An 18718-nucleotide genomic window follows, 5' to 3' on the forward strand; every position below is an offset into this window, starting at 1 on the left:
GTTCCGCAGCATGCCCCTCGGGCGCAGGATGGTGCTGGTATTGCTGCTGCCCGGACTCGTGTTCGCGCTCGTCCTCGGTGCGCTCTTTCTCCATCAGAGCAACCGCGACCTCGATCGGTCGACGCTGGCGCGGGGCCAGGCGATCGTCAGCTTTCTCGGCCCCGCCGCCGAGTACGTGCTGGTCTCGGGCAATCCGGTCGCGCTCGAGGGGCTGATGGCCCGCGCCCTCGAACAGGCCGATGTGGCGGCGGTCGCCTTCTACGATGCCGGGGGCGCGCTGCTCGGGCGCGCTGGCCGCGGAGCGGCGGACCTGCCCGCCACGGCGTGGAAGGCGGAAGGCGACGGGATTGTCGTGGTCGCGCACGAGGGGCGGCTGCAGTTCGTTTCCGCAGTGCTCGGTCTCGCACCGGAGGTCGAGGATTACCCCTCCGCGGTCGATGGCGGGCGTGCCGAGCGTCTGGGTTGGGTCCAGATCGACCTCGATACCACGGCCCGGGACGCGGAAAAGAACCGGGTCCTGCTGAGCGTGAGCGCTCTGGTACTGCTCGTGCTGTCTGCCGCGGTGGGAATGGCGCTGCGCCTGGCGCGGGCGGTCGGCGGGCCGGTGGCTGCGCTGGCGCAGGCGGTCGACCGCATGGCCGGGGGCGACCTGGAGGTGCGGGTGCGGGTGCAGTCGAGCAGCGAGGAATTGCGCGCGCTCGAGTCCGGCTTCAATGTGATGGCGGGGTCGATCGCCGAACATCAGCGGACCCTGCAGGCCCGCATCGATGAGGCGACCGCGCAACTCGCCCATCAGGCCCGGCACGACCCGCTGACCGGGCTGCCCAACCGGCGTGCCTTCGAGGAGTCGATCGAGCATGCGGCATCGACCTATCGCCGCGCGGGGGATGTGGCGACGCTGCTGTATCTCGACCTCGACCGCTTCAAACCGATCAATGATACTTGTGGCCACGCCGCTGGCGACCGCTTGCTGTGCGAACTGGCCGGGGTGTTGCGAGGCCGCTTGCGTGCCGGGGACCAGGTCTTCCGCATCGGGGGCGATGAGTTCGCGGTGATCCTGTACGGTTGCGACCGTGAAAGCGCCCATCGGATCGCGTCCGCGCTCTGCGAAGCGGTGAGCAGTTTTGGTTTCGTGCACTCCGGACGGACCTTCACGGTGGGCGCAAGCATCGGCATGGCGCGCATGGAGGGGGAGAACCACGACGTATCTGCGGTCATGCAGGCGGCCGATCAGGCTTGTTACGAAGCGAAGCGCGAGGGGCGTGGGCGTGTCATCGAATATCAGCAACCATAACAAGGCTGGGGCGAAGCCGAAGCGGGGGACGGCGGGGGGCGATGCCCGGCGGCAAGATGACTCGGAGCTTGCGGCGCATCGCTTCAGATCAGCTGCCGCGTGTCGCGCGAATGAGGCCGTGAACCCGCCGGCGAGTGCCCCGGGATGGCGTCCCGCCGTCCGGATACGTGCGCTGGGCCGCGTCGCGGCACTTGCGCTCGTCATGCTTTCGGGGACGCTGCGGGCGGGAGACGAGGTCTTCTTCAGCGATCTGCCGGTCGTGGCTTCGGTCAGCCGGCTGCCGCAGCGCCTTGCCGATGCGCCGGGGTCGGTCACGGTCATCGACCGTGCGATGATCCGGGCGTCGGGCGCGCGCACGCTGCACGAGGTTTTCCGCCTGGTGCCCGGCTTCCAGACCTTCACCCCGAGCGACAAGCCGGCACGGGTCAATTATCACGGTGTCACCGACGACACGGATTATTCACCGCGGGTACAGGTGCTGATCGATGGGCGTTCCCTGCATTCCCCGCTGTTTCGCGGCGGCATGAACTGGGAGCTGGTGCCGGTCGCACTGGACGACATCGAGCGCATCGAGGTGGTACGGGGCTCGAATACGACTTCTTACGGAACCAACGCCTTCCTCGGCGTGATCAACATCGTCACGGTGGATCCCGCCCTTGCGCAGGGGGTGTCGGTCGACACCCGCCAGGGCAGCGAGGGGATTCGCGACTACACCGTGCGCGGAGGTGGGCGCCTGGGGGAGCGTGGCCATTTCCGGCTGACGGCCCAGGAGCGTGCGGACGATGGGCTCGATCACCGGTCCGTTGCGCCCGAGGAGCAGAATTGGCGCGACCGGAACCGTGCTCGCCTGTTCGAATTCCGCTCCGGCTTCCAGCTTGATCCACTCACCCTGCTGGAGCTGCAGTTCGGCCGGGTCGAATCGCGCCAGCTCGTCGGGCGGCTCGATCTCGCCGACGATGGCACGGTCCTCGGCACCGAGAGCAAGGACCCGCTGCGCCCGTCGGATCAGTCCTCGAGCTGGTTGCAGCTGCGCTGGTTGCGTGCGTTGTCCGAGCGGGCCGATCTTTCCCTGCGTTACACCTACAACGTCGACCGGCTCGACGCCGGATTCGACGATCCGGACCGGCCCGAACTCGGCCGCATCAACCCCAATGGGGGCCGTGGCGCACGCCACGAAGTGGAGACGCTGCATACCTTCCTGCCTTCGGACAGCACCCGCATGGTCTGGGGGGGCGGCTGGCGCCGCGACGTGCTCGACTCCGGCACCATGCTCGACGGCATCGGGCGGGTCAGCCGCGATGTGGGCCGGGTGTTCGCCAATGCTGAATGGAAGCCGCGGGCCTGGTTCACCGGCAATTTCGGCGTCTCCCACGAATACGATTCGCTGGCCGGCAGCCATCTCGCGCCGCGCGCCAGCGCCAGCTTCCACCTCGATGAGCGGAATACCTTTCGTGTCGGCTACGCGAAGGCATGGCGTACGCCCGGTACGCTGGATTTCACTGCGAACCAGCGCAAAAGCCTGGCGCGCATGGAGTGGGTGGGGAACCCCGACTTGCCGGCGGAAGCCCTCGACAGCTGGGAACTTGCCTATCTTGGGGACTGGCGCGACTGGAGGATGAGCCTGGATGTGCGCATTTTCCGCGAGCGCATTGCCGACCGGCAGATCCACCGCATCAGAACCGCCACAGGCGGGCCGGACACGGTCCAGGCGGTTCATGACCTCGAGATTCGCGGGCAGGAACTGCAATGGAAGTGGCAGCCCGTCGATTCGACCCGCATCGCGGTGGGGCACGCGCATGTCGGCATCGATGCCGGGTTGACGGCGGACGGGAGGGCGTTGAGCAACGTGCCCGGGAGCAGTCTTGCCGGCCCCGAGCGGAGCGCACTCTACTTTGCCCTGTCGGAGCATTCCGCGCCGCGGCGATCGACGTCCCTGCTGTGGATGCAGCGCTTGCCGGCGGGCCTGGAAATGTCGATCGCCCGCTATTGGGTGCACGACATCAAGTGGACCCGCAATACGGACACCGAAAGCTACCGCCGGACCGACCTGCGCCTCGCCTACCCCTTCGCCCGCGTCGCCAGGGGCGGCGAGATCGCGTACACCGTGCAGTCGCTCGAAGGGGCGCATGCCGAAGAGCGCATGGAGCGCATCGTCGAGCGCCGGCACTGGGTGTCCCTCCGGCTGGATTTCTAGGCCGCCCCGCCGGTCGGTCCGGGGCCGGCCTCGCCTGCCGTCTTTTGTTTTCTGTCGCGAAGGAGGGCAGGCGTTAAAATACCCGCTTTTTCCGGAAGTCCCCGCCATGCCGAATGCCGTCCCGTCCCCGCTGACCGCCCTGTCCCCGCTCGATGGCCGTTACCACGGCAAGGTCGCGGGTCTGCGCGACCATTTTTCCGAGCACGGCCTGATCCGCAACCGGGTGAAGGTGGAAGTCGAATGGCTCAAGGCGCTCGCTGCCGAGCCGGCGCTGGCCGAGATCGCGCCGTTCTCGGCGGCGACCATCGCCGAACTGGATGCGGTCGTGGATGCGTTCTCGACCGCGGATGGCGAGGCGGTGAAAGCGATCGAGGCCACCACCAACCACGACGTCAAGGCCATGGAGTACTGGCTCAAGCAGCGCCTCGGCCACAACGCCGAAGTGATGAAGGTGTCCGAGTTCATCCACTTCGCGTGCACCTCGGAAGACATCAACAACACCTCGCACGCGCTGATGCTGCGCGAGGGCCGCGACGCGGTGCTGCTGCCCGCGCTCGATGCGGTGATCGCGCGCTTCCGCGCGCTCGCCCATGCGCTGGCCGAGCTGCCGATGCTGTCGCGCACCCACGGCCAGCCCGCCAGCCCGACCACGCTCGGCAAGGAGATGGCGAACATCGCCGCGCGCCTGATGCGTGCCCGCGCGGCGGTCGCGGCGGTGGCGCTCACCGCCAAGTTCAACGGTGCGGTGGGCAACTACAACGCCCACCTGTCGGCCTGGCCGGCGTTCGACTGGGAGGGCTTCAACCGCCGCTTCATCGAATCCCTGGGGCTGAGCTTCAACGACTACACCATCCAGATCGAGCCGCACGACGCCATGGCCGAGCTGTTCGACGCCATCGCGCGCGCCAACACCATGCTGATCGATGCCTGCCGCGATCTCTGGATGTACATCTCGCTCGGCTACTTCAAGCAGAAGCTGAAGGAAGGCGAGGTTGGCTCGTCGACGATGCCGCACAAGGTCAACCCGATCGACTTCGAGAACGCCGAGGGCAATTTCGGCATCGCCAACGCGGTGCTCAGGCACTTCTCCGAAAAGCTGCCGATCTCGCGCATGCAGCGCGACCTCACCGACTCCACCGTGCTGCGCAACATGGGCGTCGGCTTCGGCCACAGCGTGCTGGCGCTGGACAGCTGCCTGCGCGGCCTCGCCAAGCTGGAGGCCGATCCGGCGCGCCTCGCCGCCGACCTCGACGAGTGCTGGGAAGTGCTCGCCGAGCCGGTGCAGACGGTGATGCGCCGCTACGGCATCGCCAACCCCTACGAGCAGCTGAAGGCGATGACCCGCGGCAAGGGCATCACCCGCGCGGCGCTGCAGGACTTCATCCGCACGCTGGCGATCCCCGCCGAGGCGCGCGAGCACCTGCTGGCGATGACGCCGGCGAGCTACGTCGGCAAGGCGGCGGAACTCGCCCGTCGCATCTGATCACGGCGTGGCCGCGGCCCGGCTGGGCCGTTGGCCGCATCCGTTGCGCGCCACCTGCGGGTGGCGTTTTCAATCCAGGAGAACCCGATGGCCTTCGCCGACAACCTGAAAACCCTGCCCGGCGTGTCGCATCTCGCCGCGCTGAACCTGCTCGATGCCGCCGACGCGGTCGTCGCCAGCATCGAGAACAAACCCGGCCAGGCCGGCTCGCTCGCGGTGTACAACCACCTTGCCCAGCTCTACGGCGCAATCTCGCCCGAGGCGGCGAGGAAAGGGCTGGAACTGTACGCCGAGCACACCGAGGATGCCCGTACCCATCCCGGCAAGCACCCCAACATCGATCGCCTGACCGGTCTGATCGAGCGCGGCGAGACGCTGCGGGTGAAGCAGGTGTTTGCGGTCTGAGGTTCCGTGCGGCGTGAGTCTTGTGCGGCTCTGATCCGGCCGCGGGGCCGGGGCGGCGGTCGCCGCCTGCACTCGCGGCCCTTCGCTTCGCTCCGGGCTGCCCTCGATGGAGGACGCCGCGGGGGCGGCGACGCAAACTCGTCGCTGCGCTCCTCAGACATGCGTCGCCTTGTTTCCCCCGCGACGCCCTCCATCTCGTCGCTCCTGAAGTTGGCGCCCGCCGCCCCGGCCCCGCGGCCTAGCGCTTGGGCGGGCTTTGGAGGCCGGTGTTGGAGACTTGTGTTGCGCTCACGTGGACGGACGCATTGCCGAAGCCGCATCGGCGCCTTTGTCGCCCCCGGAAGCGCGCAGCCTCAGACCACCGCCTCTTCCTTCTCCTTTTTCGGCTTCACGAACTGCTCGCGCGACACCCCCAGCCACATCACCAGCGGGCTGGCGACGAGCACCGAGGAATAGATGCCGAACAGGATGCCGATGGTCAGCGCCAGGGCGAAGTAATACAGCGTCTCGCCGCCGAAGATCAGCATCGACAGCACCATGATCTGGGTGCTGCCGTGGGTGATCACGGTGCGCGAGATCGTGCTCGTGATCGCGTGGTCCAGCACTGCCGGCGTGTCCATGGCGCGCTTCTTCCGGAACGTCTCGCGCACGCGGTCGAACACCACCACCGATTCGTTCACCGAATAGCCCAGCACCGCCAGCACCGCGGCCAGCACCGGCAGCGAGAACTCCCACTGGAAGAAGGCGAAGAAGCCCAGGATGATGATCACGTCGTGCATGTTGGCGATGATCGCCGACACCGCGAAGCGCCATTCGAAGCGCAGCGCGAGGTAGATCATGATCCCGAGCACCACCAGCAGAAGGGCCATCGCCCCGTCGGTGGCGAGCTCCTTGCCCACCTGCGGGCCGACGAACTCGACGCGGCGCAGTTCCGGTGCGTTGCCCGCCACGGATTTCAGCGTCGCCATCACGGTTTCCGACACCCGCGAGGTGTCCAGGTCGTCGCGATTGGGCAGGCGGATCAGCAGGTCGCGGGCACTGCCGAAGTTCTGCACCTGGGCGTCGGGATAGCCGCTGGCGGCGAGCGCCTGGCGGACTGGCTCGAGCTGCGGCGCCTCGGCGTAGCTGACCTCGACCAGGGTGCCGCCGGTGAACTCCACCGACAGGTGCAGGCCGCGGGTGGCGAGGAAGAACACCGCCAGCACGAAGGTGATCAACGAGATGACGTTGAACACCAGCGCGTGGTGCATGAAGGGGATGTCTTTCTTGATGCGGAAGAATTCCATGATCCGGTTCCCTGTCCTTTCGCCCGCTCAGCGCTTGGCGGCGGTGTCGGCCGCCGGCTTCCAGACCGTGCCGATCGACAGGCCGTCGATCTTGCGGCGGCGGCCGTAGATGAAGTTGATCAGCATCCGCGACACCAGGATCGCGCTGAACATCGAGGTCAGGATGCCCAGGCAGTGCACCACCGCGAAGCCGCGCACCGGGCCGGAGCCGAACACCAGCAGGGCGATGCCGGCGATCAGGGTGGTGATGTTGGAGTCGAGGATGGTGTCGAAGGCGCGGTCGTAGCCGGCGGCGATCGCCGCCTGCGGGCTGGCGCCGTTGCGCAGCTCTTCGCGGATGCGCTCGTTGATCAGCACGTTGGCGTCGATCGCCATGCCCAGGGTGAGCGCCATCGCGGCGATGCCGGGCAGGGTCAGGGTAGCCTGCAGCAGCGACAGCAGCGCTACCAGCAGCAGCAGGTTGGCGGCGAGTGCGACCGACGACACCAGGCCGAACAGCAGGTAGTAGGCGCACATGAAGGCGACGATCGCGAGGAAGCCCCACAGCGTCGAGTTGAAGCCCTTGGCGATGTTCTCCGCGCCCAGGCTGGGGCCGACGGTGCGCTCCTCGATGATTTCCATCGGCGCGGCGAGCGAGCCGGCGCGCAGCAGCAGGGCGACGTCGTTGGCTTCGGCGGTGGTCATGCGCCCGGAGATCTGCACCCGGCCGCCGCCGATCTCGCTGCGGATCACCGGCGCGGTGACGACTTCGCCTTTGCCCTTTTCGATCAGCAGGATCGCCATCCGCTTGCCCACGCTCTCGCGCGTGACGTCGCGGAAGATGCGCGCGCCGGCGGCGTCCAGCGTGAGGTGCACGGCGGGTTCGTTGGTCTGGCCGTCGAAGCCGGGCTGGGCATCGGTGAGGCGGTCGCCGGTGAGCACGACCTGCTTCTTGACCAGCAACGGCGAGCCGCCGCGCTCGGTGTACAGCTCGGTGCCGAAGGGGATGCTGCCGGCGAGCGCCTGCTCGATCGCGCCCGGGGTGTCATCGACCATGCGCACTTCGAGGGTCGCGGTGCGGCCGAGGATGTCCTTCGCCTTGGCCACGTCCTGCACGCCGGGCAGTTGCACGACGATGCGTTCGGCGCCCTGCTGCTGGATCACCGGCTCGGCGACGCCGAGCTCGTTGATGCGGTTGTGCAAGGTGGTGATGTTCTGCTTGATGGCGAAGTCGCGCATCGTCTGCTGCGCCTGCGGGGTCAGCGTGGCGACGAGCTTGAGATCGTCGGTGGCATCGTCGCGCTCGGCGAGTTGGAGGTCGGCGGTGGTGTCCTGGATCGCGCGGCGGCCGGCTTCGCGCTGCGCCGCATCGCGGAAGCGGATCACCACGGTGCTGCCTTCGCGGCTGATGCCGGCATGGCGCACGCTCTTGTCGCGCATCAGCGTGCGCAGGTCGCCGGTGGTGGCGTCCAGGCGCTTGGTCAGTGCGCCCGGCATGTCCACTTCGAGGAGGAAATGCACGCCGCCGCGCAGGTCGAGGCCGAGGTACATCGGCAGGGCGTGGATCGAGGTGAGCCAGTTCGGCGATGCCGACAGCAGGTTCAGGGCGACGACATAGGACGGGTCGGCGGGGTCGGGGTTGAACGCCCGCTCGATGGCGTCCTTGGCGCGCAGCTGGAACTCGGTGTCGGCGAAGCGTGCGCGCACGCTGCCGGGGTCGGCAAAAATGCCGGTATGGTCGATGCCGGCGGCGCGCAGGGCGCTGCCGATGCGTTCGGTGACCGCTACGGGATCGAGCTTGAGGGTGGCCTTGGCGCTCGACACCTGCACGGCCGGCACTTCACCGTAGAAATTGGGCAGGGTATAGATCAGGCCCCAGAGCAGCACGAGGCCGATGAGGATGTTCTTCCAGAGAGGGTAGCGGTTCATCGTCGGCGGGAAAGTGGTGGAGCGAAGCGGGAAGGCGCGGCGCGGGGGGCGCGGCGCAGGGCGGTGGAACGCGCCGGTGGGCGGAGCCCGCCGGCGTGCCGGCAGGCCTTACAGCGACTTCAGCGTACCCTTGGGCAGCACGGTGGCCACCGCCTGCTTTTGCACGGCGACCACGGCGTTGGCCGCGATCTCGACGTGCACGAAGCTGTCGCCGACTTCGGTGACGCGCCCGGCAATGCCGCCGCCGGTGACCACTTCGTCGCCCTTGGCGAGCGCTGCGACCATGGCCTTGTGCTCCTTCGCGCGCTTCATCTGCGGGCGGATCATCAGGAACCACAACACCACGAACATCAGGATCAGCGGCAGCAGGCCCATCAGGCCGCCGCTGGGGTCGGCGCCCGCAGCCTGGGCGTAAGCATTGGAAATCAGCACGTCGATTACTCCGGGTTGGCGAAAACGCTGGATTATAGCCTAGCCGGGGAAAGCCCCGGCCGGGAGTGCGCCGGATTCACCGGGTGCCGGTGGCGCGTTCGGCGCGGAAGTCGTGCACCCGGGCAGTGAAGCGCCCGGTGACGATGGCTTCGCGCAACTCATGGGTCAGGGTCTGGTAGTAGCGCAGGTTGTGCACCGTGTTGAGCATGCTGCCGAGGATCTCGCCGCTGCGGTGAAGGTGGTGGAGGTAGGCACGGCTGAAGTTGCGGCAGGTGTAGCAGTCGCACGACGGATCGAGCGGACGGGGGTCGGCCTTGTGGACGGCGTTCTTGATCTTGATGTCGCCGTAGCGGGTGAACAGCCAGCCGTTCCTCGCGTTGCGGGTGGGCATCACGCAGTCGAACATGTCGATCCCGGCGGCCACTCCGGCGACGATGTCCTCGGGCGTGCCCACTCCCATCAGGTAGCGCGGCTTGGCCGCGGGCAGGCGCGGTGCGGTGTGGGCGAGGATGCGGGCCATGTCTTCTTTCGGCTCGCCCACCGAGAGGCCGCCGATGGCGAAGCCGTCGAAGCCGATCGCCTCCAGCGCAGCCTGCGATTCGTCGCGCAGGTCCTCGTACATCCCGCCCTGGACGATGCCGAACAGCGCGTTGGGGTTCTCCAGGCGGTCGCTGAGTTTGTCGAACTCGTCGCGCGAGCGCTTCGCCCAGCGCTGCGACAGCAGCATCGACTGCGCCGCCTCGTCGCGGCTGGCGGGGTAGGGCGTGCATTCGTCGAAGATCATCACGATGTCCGAGTTCAGCACGTGCTGGATCTGCATCGAGATCTCGGGGGTCAGGAACAGCTTCGCGCCGTCGATCGGGCTGGCGAACTTCACCCCTTCCTCGCTGATCTTGCGCAGCGCGCCGAGGCTGAACACCTGGAAGCCGCCCGAGTCGGTGAGGATGGGCTTGTCCCAGGCCATGAAGCGGTGCAGGCCGCCGTGCGCGGCGATGATCTCCAGCCCCGGGCGCAGCCACAGGTGGAAGGTGTTGCCCAGGCAGATCTGCGCGCCGATGTCGGCGAGCATCGAAGGCGTCATCGCCTTCACCGTGCCGTAGGTGCCGACCGGCATGAACACCGGGGTTTCGACCACCCCGTGGGCGAGCGTCAGGCGGCCGCGGCGGGCGCCGCAGTCGGTGGCGAGGAGTTCAAATCGCATCGTCTTCGGTGTCTTTCTTGCGGGTCAGGAACATCGCGTCGCCGTAGCTGAAGAAGCGGTAGCGGCGGGCGATGGCGTGGGCGTAGGCGTGGCGGATGGTGTCCATGCCGGCGAAGGCCGACACCAGCATCAGCAAGGTGGATTTGGGCAGGTGGAAGTTGGTGATCAGCGCATCGACGACCTGGAAGCGGAAGCCGGGGAGGATGAAGATTTCCGTCTCGCTGCTGCCTGCTTCCAGCGTGCCGTCCTGGGCGGCGGCTTCGAGCGCGCGCATGCTGGTGGTGCCGACCGCGATCACGCGTCCGCCGGCGGCGCGGGTGGCGGCGATCGCGTCCACGGTTTCCTGCGGGATCACGTAGCGCTCGCGGTGCATGCGGTGCTCGCCGAGGTCATCCACCCGCACCGGCTGGAAGGTGCCGGCGCCGACGTGGAGCGTGAGCCAGGCGCAGTTCGCGCCGCGCTCGGCGAGGCGGGCGAGGAGGGCTTCGTCGAAGTGCAGGCCGGCGGTCGGGGCGGCGACCGAGCCGGGGTCGCGCGCATACACCGTCTGATAGCGGCTTTCGTCGGCGTCCCCGGCGGCGCGCTGGATGTAGGGCGGCAGCGGCAGCCTGCCGTGGCGTTCGAGGAGGGCGAACAGATTTTCGCCGGCGGGAAAGTGCAGGTGGTAGAACTCGCCGACGCGGCCGAGCACTTCGACGTCGAAGGCGTCGGCCAGGCGCAGCCGGCTGCCGGTCTTCGGCGACTTGCTCGCGCGCACCTGGGCGAGGGCTTCGTGCGGGCCGACCGCGCGTTCGATCAGGACTTCGACCTGGCCGCCGCTGTCCTTGACGCCGTGCAGGCGGGCATGGATCACGCGGGTGTCGTTGAACACGAGGAGGTCGCCGGGGCGCACCAGCGCGGGCAGATCGGCAATACTCGCATCGGCGAGCAGCGGGCTGGTGCCGCAGGCGGGGGTGACCACCAGCAGGCGGCTGGCGCTGCGCTCGGCGAGCGGCGCCTGGGCGATCAGTTCGGGCGGCAGCAGGTAGTCGAAATCGTCGAGGGTCAGGGACATTGCGGTGAAGGTAAGGGTGAAAGGGCGAGCCGCTGGGCGCGACGGGCGGGAAAGATATCCCCCCGCGCTTGCTGCAATGACGCTTGTTCGGGGATAATGCGCCTCCCCTGCCGGGATGGCGGAATCGGTAGACGCAGCGGATTCAAAATCCGCCGCCGCAAGGTGTGTGGGTTCGAGTCCCACTCTCGGCACCAGCAAGCACAGCAAGGGTTTCAGGGCTGTTGCAAGTAAGTCGCAATAATCAAAAAGAATAAACGCGGCACACTTCTGGCACATCCGCCCCGCTTGTTTGGCGAATGCTGCCCGCTACGGTACTGTTTTGTCCAGAGATTCACGAGGGCAAAACTGTGGCAACGATCACCAAGCGCACCGGCAAGAACGGCACCAGCTACAAGGTGCAGATTCGCCTGAAAGGCCACCCCGCCGAAACGGCGAGCTTCGACCGTCTGACGGATGCGAAGCGATGGGCAGCCGAGACCGAGACCGCGATCCGCCAAGGCCGGCACTTCGGCATTGCGCGGCGGCGCACCTTCACCGAGCTGGCTGACAAGTATCAGGCCGCGATCCGCGAACACCTGAAGTCCGCCGACGATCGCAAGCCGCATTTCGCGTACTGGTGTGACGAGTTCGATGGCCTCAGTCTTGAGGACGTGACCCCGGCCCTTGTGGCGACCGCTTACGCCAAGCTGCACCAGGACGGCAAGCGCACCACCGCGACCGCAAACCGCTACCTCGCCAGCCTGTCGGCGTGCCTCTCGTTCGCGGTCAAGGAGCTTGGATGGATCGAGCGCAACCCTTGCCCCCGCGTGCGCAAGGGCAAGGAGTCGGCAGGCCGCGTGCGCTACCTCAGCGACGACGAGCGCACCCGCCTGATTGCTGCCTGCAAGGAGTCGCGCAACGCGCTGCTCTACCCCTGCTTCGTGGTCGCGCTCTCGACCGGCGCACGTCAAGCCGAGGTGATGAACCTGCGCTGGAACCAAGTCGACTTTGGACGCTGCACCATCGTGCTCAGGGATGGCGAGACGAAGAACGGGGCAGGGCGCGTGCTGCCCCTGACGGGTGAAGCCCTCGACCTGCTGCGCGACCGCGCCAAGGTCCGCGATCTACACGACGACCGTGTTTTCCCCGTCCCGGCTACGACCGACGCATTCGGCTCGCTGCGTACCGCGTGGAAGGCCGCACTCGCGCGCGCTGATGTCCCGGATTTTCACTGGCACGACCTTCGCCACACCGCCGCGAGCTATCTGACGATGGCCGGCATCGGTTCAATGGAAGTCGCCAAGGTGCTCGGCCACAAAACTTTGCAGATGACCGCGCGCTATTCGCACCTGTCGCCTGAACGCACCGTGGAGCTTGGCGACGTGCTGGCGCAGCGCTTGGGGCTGGCGAGCAAGAAGAGCAACACCGCCGCTTGATCGGTTATCAGGCAAGCGGGCCGGCGTGGTCTCTCACCACCGCGCCGACCCTGACCACAACCCGATCCTATGGAGATCGAATCATGGCTACCTTGCATATTACCCGGCAACAGTACAGGGAGTTTGCCGAGCTGACGAAAGCCGCCGGAATGGCACTCAATCTGTCCACCTACAAGCGCATGGGCAACTGCTGGGGGAGCTATTCGCCTTGGGGGTTACTCGTATGCAGAGACGTGACATCCTCAGAGCCACAATGGGACGAAAGAGCCCTGATAACGCTGTCGTCGACGATCAATGCAGACAAGCTGCGCGCCGCAGGCCCTTCGCGGCCAGAGCTTGATTGGAGCCAGTTGGAAGACCACGAGTTGTTCCCGTTCATCGTTTGGCATGAAATCGGACACCGCATGGACAACTTTGACCACATGGGGATCATGTGCATGAAGGATCTAGACGTCCGCGACGAGTGCCACAAGCGTGTGCGCGTCGTGAATGAAGTTCTGGCGGATCGCTTTGCATGGCAGAAGGTAAGGCCCGGCGAGCCAATTCCGCTTAGCGAGAAGGGCCAGATTGCACAGGAGCAGATCCATGAGGCAATCGAGTATTCGAACGCACATGCTCCGCGCTTGCCGGGCGTCGTTCGTCCCCTATCACCGTGCCAGTATCAAGACGTTCCGGACTACATGCTCGCGTCTCATGATCGAGCGGCGTTCGTTGGTCCTCGTGTCTCCCCTTCACTACTGCATGACCGGATCAATTATCACCGCCTGTACGCTGAGCGAAACGGGCAAACTTTGTACTGACCACCAGCCCGGCCGCGCGCCGGGCTGTGCATGGGCGAATGACATGAGACCAAAGGCCTTCCCCAAGATTGCGCCTGCCGCAGGCTGGACTGGCGAATACGTGAAGCGCGGCCCCCGGCGTGCAGATCGAACAGTGTGCACCTACCGTTACCAGCGCAGGCGCGGGCCGAGCGAGTTGGCACTGATGCTGCGGCGCTTTCGCGCCCTGCTGTGGTCGGTCGACGACAACCCGAAGAGTGCAGATGTGCGAGAGACGCTATGCCGTATCGCCGCAATGACGCCCGATGAGGCCGCGGCGTGCTGGACTGATCTGGACGACACCACCGAGGCCGAGATCGAGCGCGCGCAATGGGAAGTGCTCGGAAGGATCGGCCCACCGCTGGCGATCGCGCTGCCTGAACTGGCGCGTCATGCGCTCGACACGATGGCACCGAACCAGGGCGGCCGGCCACCAGTTGCAGGACTGGCGGTCATGCTGGCCGCCGCGCTCGCCGCCCACTGGTGGCGACTCACCGGCACGCCGCCGACAGTGCGCATTGTCGATTTCAAGCCGACGCGCTTCATGGCGTGGGCAAAACTGATGTTCAAGCGCACGGGATACCCGACTGGCGACCTTTACAAGCACCTGCGGGACGGGTTGCGGGCTGCTCGTGCAGACGAGAGAGTGCCGCCAAGATAGCGCGCGGGGAGGTTTTCCCCTTTCGGCACCGCTTGTGCCGATCTATGTAATCCATTCCGTCACAACCCGCAAGGAAAGACGGAAATGGAAACGCAAGCACAACAAAACACAGGCACCGTAGCAATTCAACCCCGCCGCCGCGTGGCGACCGTCGCGCAGGTCGCCGCCGCCTATCCCGTTTTCTCTCAGGCCGCGATCAGGGATTTGGTCTTCAAGGCCGCCGACCGGCAGAACTCCCGCGGTGACCGCATCCCCGGCAATGGCCTCGCCGAAGCCGGCGCAATTCTGCGCATCGGACGCAAGGTGCTGTTCGACCTCGACGCCTTCGAGGCATGGCTCGATTCCCGCGCCTCGTCGCACTGAGGGGGGCGCCGGCTATGACCGAACAAGAAAAGAGCGCGTTCCCTTTCGAGAGCGCGCCCACAAGCGAAACTACCGATTCGAATTATACCGCCGACACCTCGCGTGAAACAAACCGCGGATTGTTCCACGCCCTGACCTGGCGCGGCACCGCAGAACCGCAGCAGAAGCCCGCCGACCCGCTGCTCGGCTGGCACGCGCTGGCAGCCCCCGCGAAGCTGCGCGGCAAGGCCAAGCGCAACGCCCGCCGCGGTGCGGTCAACGCCAAGCGTCACCAGGGAGGCATTCAGGCCGATCTACTCGCGCTACTGGTGCTGGCAACGGTCGCCGGGCTGCTGTTGGTGGGGAAGCTGCGATGAGCGCCAAGATTCACGCCTTCCCGACCCGAGCCTCTGACGAGCACCTGTTGTTCGAACACCCTGACGGTATGGGCGCTATCGAGTACGGCGGCGGAATTCTGATCGTCACCAACGACCTCGATGCGACCGCAACCCGCGTCCTGATCGGGCCTGCTGGCCTGCGCGATCTGGCGGCACGGCTGCGTGTCCTGGCCGACCTGATCGACGGAGGCGCACGATGAGCGACTTCGAAGTCATCCTCCCCACCGACGAGCAGCGCGAAATTCAGGAGTTGTTCGAGTACTGGATCCACCGCGCCTTCTCACGCGAGGCCGGCGCCGTGCTGGCGGTCGCGGAGGTGCTGTTGCGCCTGACGCGCGCAATCGAGCAAACGCGGGAGGGCGACCGATGAATGCGCCGCCGCTTGCAATCTCGCATTTCACCAACAAATCCGGCGCCGGCCTCGTTGAGCGTAACGGCACCTGGCCGGAGTTCTGCGCGTGGGTTGAAAACCTCCCCCCGCAGCCAGTCAAGGACCAAGCCCCGCTAATCAAGTTTGCACGCTTCGGCTCGGACCGGACGACCAAGGGTTCGTTGCGGCACGACGATAACGTCATCGAAGTCACCGGCATCGAGGGCGACTACGACGACGAGGTGATCCCCCCCGACGAGGCGATCGCACGGCTAGAGCGCGCGGGCATCCGGGCATTGGTTGTCACGACCCATTCGCACACGCCCGAAAAACCACGCTGGCGCGTTTTCGCGCCGCTGAGCGCAGCGGTAGCCCCTGCCGAGCGGATGAGGCTCACCGGCCGCCTGAATGGCGCCCTGTACGGGTGCCTGGCGCGCGAGAGCTTCACCCTTTCGCAGAGCTTTTTTGTCGGCGGAAAGCCTGGCGGAGAATACCGCGTGCTGACCACCTTCGACGATCCAGAGGACGGCGAGTTTGTCGACCTGATCGACACCCTCGACGCGCTCGCAAAGTTCCCCGCCGACACCCCCGCCGGCAAAGGCGGCAAGGGCAGCGCCGGCCCGCGAAAGTCTGATGATGTGCTGCTGGCCGAGCTGCTGACCGGCGATGCCGTGCACCCCAACGCCTGCGTCATCGTCGCGCGCATGGTCGCCGATGGCATCAACGATGCTGCGATTCGTGCAGTGTTCGCGGTATTGGCCGACCAGGTGGAGGCAGCACGCGGTAAGGAGCGCGCCGACACACTGCGCGGTAAGGAGCTCGACGACCTGATCGCCGGCGCACACCAGAAAGGTTTCGCCCCCGTCGATCCGCAAGCCGCTTATCTCGCGCTGCAAGAGCGTATCGACCAGGCGGACGAGACCGAGCTCGACGCCCTCGCCGTGGCGATCGCAGAAGCCCGTCTGAGCCGCACGCGCGAGGAACTGCTGCTCAAGCGCATGGGCAAGCGGTTCGGCCTGACGCTGCGCGCGCTGCGCGCGGACCTGATGAGCGAGAAGTACACGAAATCGGAGGACGGGAAAGACCACCTGATGTGGGCGCGGGAGGTCATCAAGCACCTGGGCGAAGGCGATGCGCTTTTTGCACAGGCGACGTTCTGGCGCTGGGATGCATCCGGCGTATGGGTGCGCGCCGACGACCGCGAGGTGAAGCAGGCCGCGCACACCACCATCGGCGAAGGCGACGCCGTTACCAGGGCGCTTGTCGACGGGATTACCGACATCGTGAAAACCGAGCTGTTCGCAGCGGTCTCGCCCTTCGATCGAGAGGACTGGGCGCGTGTGAACGTGGCGAACGGCACCTTGCGTCTGATCGGCGGCGCGTGGCAACTCGACCCGCACAACCGCGCAGACTACCTCACCACGCAGCTACCCGTTCCGTATGACCCGCAGGCGCAGTGCCCGCGCTTCGCGCAGTTTCTGCAAGAGATCTTCGAGGGCGATCACGACGCCCGTGAAAAAGCCCGCTGCGTGCTCGAGGCGATCGGTTACACCCTGCTGACGACGTGCCGGTTCGAGAAATTTTTCCTGCTGATCGGCAGCGGGGCGAACGGGAAAAGCGTCCTGCTTGGCGTGCTCGAGGCGCTGATCGGCCCGCGCTACGTCTGCGCGGTGCAGCCGTCGCAGTTCGACAACCGCTTTCAACGCGCGCACCTACATGGGCGCCTTGCAAACATCGTTACGGAGATCGCAGAGGGCGCGGAGATCGCCGACGCGCAACTGAAAGCCCTTGTATCGGGTGAGCTGACGACGGCAGAGCACAAGATGAAACCGCCGTTCGACTTTCGCCCGTTCGCAACGTGCTGGTTCGGCACCAACCACATGCCGCATACGCGCGACTTCTCCGATGCGCTCTTTCGTCGCGCGATCGTGCTGACCTTCAACCGCAAGTTCTACGGCAAGGACCGAGATCCGCACCTGAAAGACAAGCTGCTGGCAGAGCTTCCCGGCATCCTCGCCGTGAGTCTGCGCGCGATCGCAGGCGTGATGCAGCGCGGTGAATTCACGATCCCTGCTTCGAGCATGGAGGCGGCGCGGGAGTGGCGCACCGAAGCCGACCAGGTTGCGCAATTCGTGGAGGAAGCCTGTGTCGTCGGAGCCGGCCTCAAGGTGCCTTCGAGCGAGGTGTACAGCGCCTACCAGGCGTGGGCGCTGTCGAGTGGCATCCGTCGCACGCTCAACCGCAAGAACTTCACGCAGCGGCTAGAGCGCCTGGGGATGCAGGCCGGCAGGACTGGTGCGATGCGCATCATCCACGGCGTAGCGGTGCGGGCCATGGAGGCGTACGCATGAGCGCCCCTATCGAACGAGTGACGGAAGTGACGCGAGTGACGCGTGATTTCTACATTACCCCGTATGGCTCAAATCTTTTTTTAGATGAAGTTCTCGCATCACAGGGTGAAAAGAGTGCGCACCGTATACAGGGCGATGTAGGGATTTCGCGTCACTCGCGTCACGCCCCCGCGCAACATTGGCTCGATTCACTACTCGACGACGCCCCGGCGATCACCCCCGCCGCCCCACCGACGACGCACACGACGGGAGCGCGCGCATTCCGAGTCCGCGTACCCGACCGGCCTGCTTTCGGCGTGATCTGCCCGCAGGGCATCGAGGCCGTGCGGGCGCAGTGGCCGGGTGCAGAAGTGGAGGCAATCCGATGAAGCGCACGACCCCCACCCCCGCCGCAGTCCGCGCGGCACCGTCGGCGCAATCGCTGCGCTTGTCCCGCCGCTGGCGCGTGCACTGGCAGCACCACGAGCCCACGATCGCCCGCTATCAGGCGCCCGTGAGCCTGGCGCGCGTCCTGTCCGAACACCATGCAGCAGTCGCTGCGGAACCGATGGAGCGATGACCATGACCCTAGAGCTTTTCCGCGCCGTGGAGGCCGCCCGCGAACTGCTGGCCGAAGGGCACCCGTTACAGCGAGCCGCAACGGTAGCCGCCGCTGAGTTTTGCGTGAGCCCCGAGGACGTGGCCCGCCTTGCCGACGAAGCGCACCGCGCATGCAGTGCCGCCCGGACGAAGGGGGGTGCGCGATGACCGATGACGAAGCCCGCTTGATCGAGATCGGGCGCAAGTTCCGCGAACAGCAGCGCGGCCGCCGCCCCGGCGTGCTGAGCTGCTATGTGCGCGAGCTGGTGGCCGGGCTGGAAGAGCGCACCTTCGATGCGCTTGTGCTGGAACTGGAATTCAAATGCCACGCATCGCGCCTGACCGGCCAGCCCTGCCCCGTCGTTGAGGTGCGCCGCGACTTCGAGTTCGTCCGCTACGTCGAGAAGGGCACAGAGAAAGAGGCGAGCTTCAAGCGCATCCGAAATATTGCGCAGCTCAGGAAATAGTGCTTTCCCGCAATGGCTTAACGCGGGAGAGCGATTGGCTAGACTGGCCGCACCACACCC

At 66.5% G+C, this 18718-nt stretch carries 20 protein-coding genes and 1 tRNA gene; 16 read left to right on the forward strand and 5 right to left on the reverse strand.

Features of this window, described 5'->3' with window-relative positions:
• Positions 1 to 10 precede the first annotated feature (10 nt).
• The 4 genes from Tchl_RS04575 (at position 11) to Tchl_RS04590 (ending at position 5376) form a co-directional block, all read left to right on the forward strand.
• Positions 11 to 1294, forward strand: a complete 1284-nt coding sequence (locus Tchl_RS04575) for a GGDEF domain-containing protein (protein ID WP_232311655.1) — start codon at positions 11 to 13, stop codon at positions 1292 to 1294.
• Between the two features lie 118 nt (positions 1295 to 1412).
• Complete coding sequence (locus tag Tchl_RS04580) at positions 1413 to 3488, forward strand: TonB-dependent receptor plug domain-containing protein (protein WP_146060751.1); 2076 nt, start codon at positions 1413 to 1415, stop codon at positions 3486 to 3488.
• Positions 3489 to 3594: 106 nt separating this feature from the next.
• On the forward strand, positions 3595 to 4971 hold the full coding sequence (gene purB, locus Tchl_RS04585; protein WP_075147358.1) for an adenylosuccinate lyase: 1377 nt from the start codon (positions 3595 to 3597) through the stop codon (positions 4969 to 4971).
• An 87-nt stretch (positions 4972 to 5058) separates the two neighbouring features.
• A complete protein-coding gene (locus tag Tchl_RS04590; protein ID WP_075147359.1) occupies positions 5059 to 5376 on the forward strand; it encodes a DUF2322 family protein in 318 nt (105 codons plus the stop codon).
• Positions 5377 to 5729: 353 nt separating this feature from the next.
• Here Tchl_RS04590 and secF read toward each other — a convergent pair whose 3' ends face one another.
• The 5 genes from secF to queA form a co-directional block, all read right to left on the reverse strand.
• Entirely contained in the window at positions 5730 to 6662 is a 933-nt protein-coding gene (secF, locus tag Tchl_RS04595) for a protein translocase subunit SecF (RefSeq protein ID WP_075147360.1), read from the reverse strand.
• Positions 6663 to 6689: 27 nt separating this feature from the next.
• Complete coding sequence (gene secD, locus Tchl_RS04600) at positions 6690 to 8570, reverse strand: protein translocase subunit SecD (RefSeq protein ID WP_075147361.1); 1881 nt, start codon at positions 8568 to 8570, stop codon at positions 6690 to 6692.
• A gap of 108 nt (positions 8571 to 8678) precedes the next feature.
• A complete protein-coding gene (gene yajC / locus Tchl_RS04605) occupies positions 8679 to 9002 on the reverse strand; it encodes a preprotein translocase subunit YajC (RefSeq protein WP_075147362.1) in 324 nt (107 codons plus the stop codon).
• A gap of 76 nt (positions 9003 to 9078) precedes the next feature.
• Positions 9079 to 10203, reverse strand: coding sequence for a tRNA guanosine(34) transglycosylase Tgt (tgt, locus tag Tchl_RS04610; protein WP_075147363.1), 1125 nt, complete (start codon positions 10201 to 10203; stop codon positions 9079 to 9081).
• Complete coding sequence (queA, locus tag Tchl_RS04615; protein WP_075147364.1) at positions 10193 to 11257, reverse strand: tRNA preQ1(34) S-adenosylmethionine ribosyltransferase-isomerase QueA; 1065 nt, start codon at positions 11255 to 11257, stop codon at positions 10193 to 10195. The genes tgt and queA overlap by 11 nt, the downstream gene beginning before the upstream one ends.
• Before the next feature lie 109 nt (positions 11258 to 11366).
• Between queA and Tchl_RS04620 the strand changes: the two genes are divergently transcribed.
• The 12 genes from Tchl_RS04620 to Tchl_RS04665 all read left to right on the forward strand — a co-directional run bounded on the left by Tchl_RS04620 (position 11367) and on the right by Tchl_RS04665 (position 18658).
• Positions 11367 to 11451, forward strand: a tRNA-Leu gene (locus Tchl_RS04620).
• A gap of 153 nt (positions 11452 to 11604) precedes the next feature.
• Positions 11605 to 12672: a tyrosine-type recombinase/integrase gene (locus Tchl_RS04625; protein ID WP_075147365.1), complete on the forward strand. Its 1068-nt coding sequence runs from the start codon at positions 11605 to 11607 to the stop codon at positions 12670 to 12672.
• An 83-nt stretch (positions 12673 to 12755) separates the two neighbouring features.
• Positions 12756 to 13472 carry a hypothetical protein gene (locus Tchl_RS04630; protein ID WP_075147366.1) on the forward strand — a complete coding sequence of 239 codons (717 nt, stop codon included), beginning with the start codon at positions 12756 to 12758 and terminating at the stop codon, positions 13470 to 13472.
• 175 nt (positions 13473 to 13647) lie between these two features.
• Entirely contained in the window at positions 13648 to 14151 is a 504-nt protein-coding gene (locus Tchl_RS04635; RefSeq protein WP_146060752.1) for a hypothetical protein, read from the forward strand.
• An 84-nt stretch (positions 14152 to 14235) separates the two neighbouring features.
• Complete coding sequence (locus Tchl_RS04640; protein ID WP_075147368.1) at positions 14236 to 14514, forward strand: hypothetical protein; 279 nt, start codon at positions 14236 to 14238, stop codon at positions 14512 to 14514.
• Between the two features lie 14 nt (positions 14515 to 14528).
• On the forward strand, positions 14529 to 14870 hold the full coding sequence (locus tag Tchl_RS04645; RefSeq protein WP_075147369.1) for a hypothetical protein: 342 nt from the start codon (positions 14529 to 14531) through the stop codon (positions 14868 to 14870).
• On the forward strand, positions 14867 to 15091 hold the full coding sequence (locus Tchl_RS17690) for a hypothetical protein (protein ID WP_103893819.1): 225 nt from the start codon (positions 14867 to 14869) through the stop codon (positions 15089 to 15091). Before Tchl_RS04645 ends, Tchl_RS17690 begins: the two co-directional genes overlap by 4 nt.
• Positions 15088 to 15261 (forward strand): hypothetical protein, encoded by a 174-nt coding sequence (locus Tchl_RS17695; RefSeq protein WP_157110110.1) that lies wholly within the window; start codon positions 15088 to 15090, stop codon positions 15259 to 15261. The genes Tchl_RS17690 and Tchl_RS17695 overlap by 4 nt, the downstream gene beginning before the upstream one ends.
• Positions 15258 to 17612, forward strand: coding sequence for a DNA primase family protein (locus Tchl_RS17930; protein ID WP_198158989.1), 2355 nt, complete (start codon positions 15258 to 15260; stop codon positions 17610 to 17612). Before Tchl_RS17695 ends, Tchl_RS17930 begins: the two co-directional genes overlap by 4 nt.
• Complete coding sequence (locus Tchl_RS17700) at positions 17609 to 17980, forward strand: hypothetical protein (RefSeq protein WP_146060753.1); 372 nt, start codon at positions 17609 to 17611, stop codon at positions 17978 to 17980. The genes Tchl_RS17930 and Tchl_RS17700 overlap by 4 nt, the downstream gene beginning before the upstream one ends.
• The gene (locus tag Tchl_RS04655) at positions 17977 to 18171 is read left to right on the forward strand and encodes a hypothetical protein (RefSeq protein WP_075147370.1); all 195 of its coding nucleotides are present in this window, start codon (positions 17977 to 17979) and stop codon (positions 18169 to 18171) included. The genes Tchl_RS17700 and Tchl_RS04655 overlap by 4 nt, the downstream gene beginning before the upstream one ends.
• Before the next feature lie 184 nt (positions 18172 to 18355).
• A complete protein-coding gene (locus Tchl_RS04665; RefSeq protein WP_075147372.1) occupies positions 18356 to 18658 on the forward strand; it encodes a hypothetical protein in 303 nt (100 codons plus the stop codon).
• Positions 18659 to 18718 lie beyond the last annotated feature (60 nt).

It is taken from the genome of Thauera chlorobenzoica, assembly GCF_001922305.1.
Taxonomy (GTDB): domain Bacteria; phylum Pseudomonadota; class Gammaproteobacteria; order Burkholderiales; family Rhodocyclaceae; genus Thauera; species Thauera chlorobenzoica.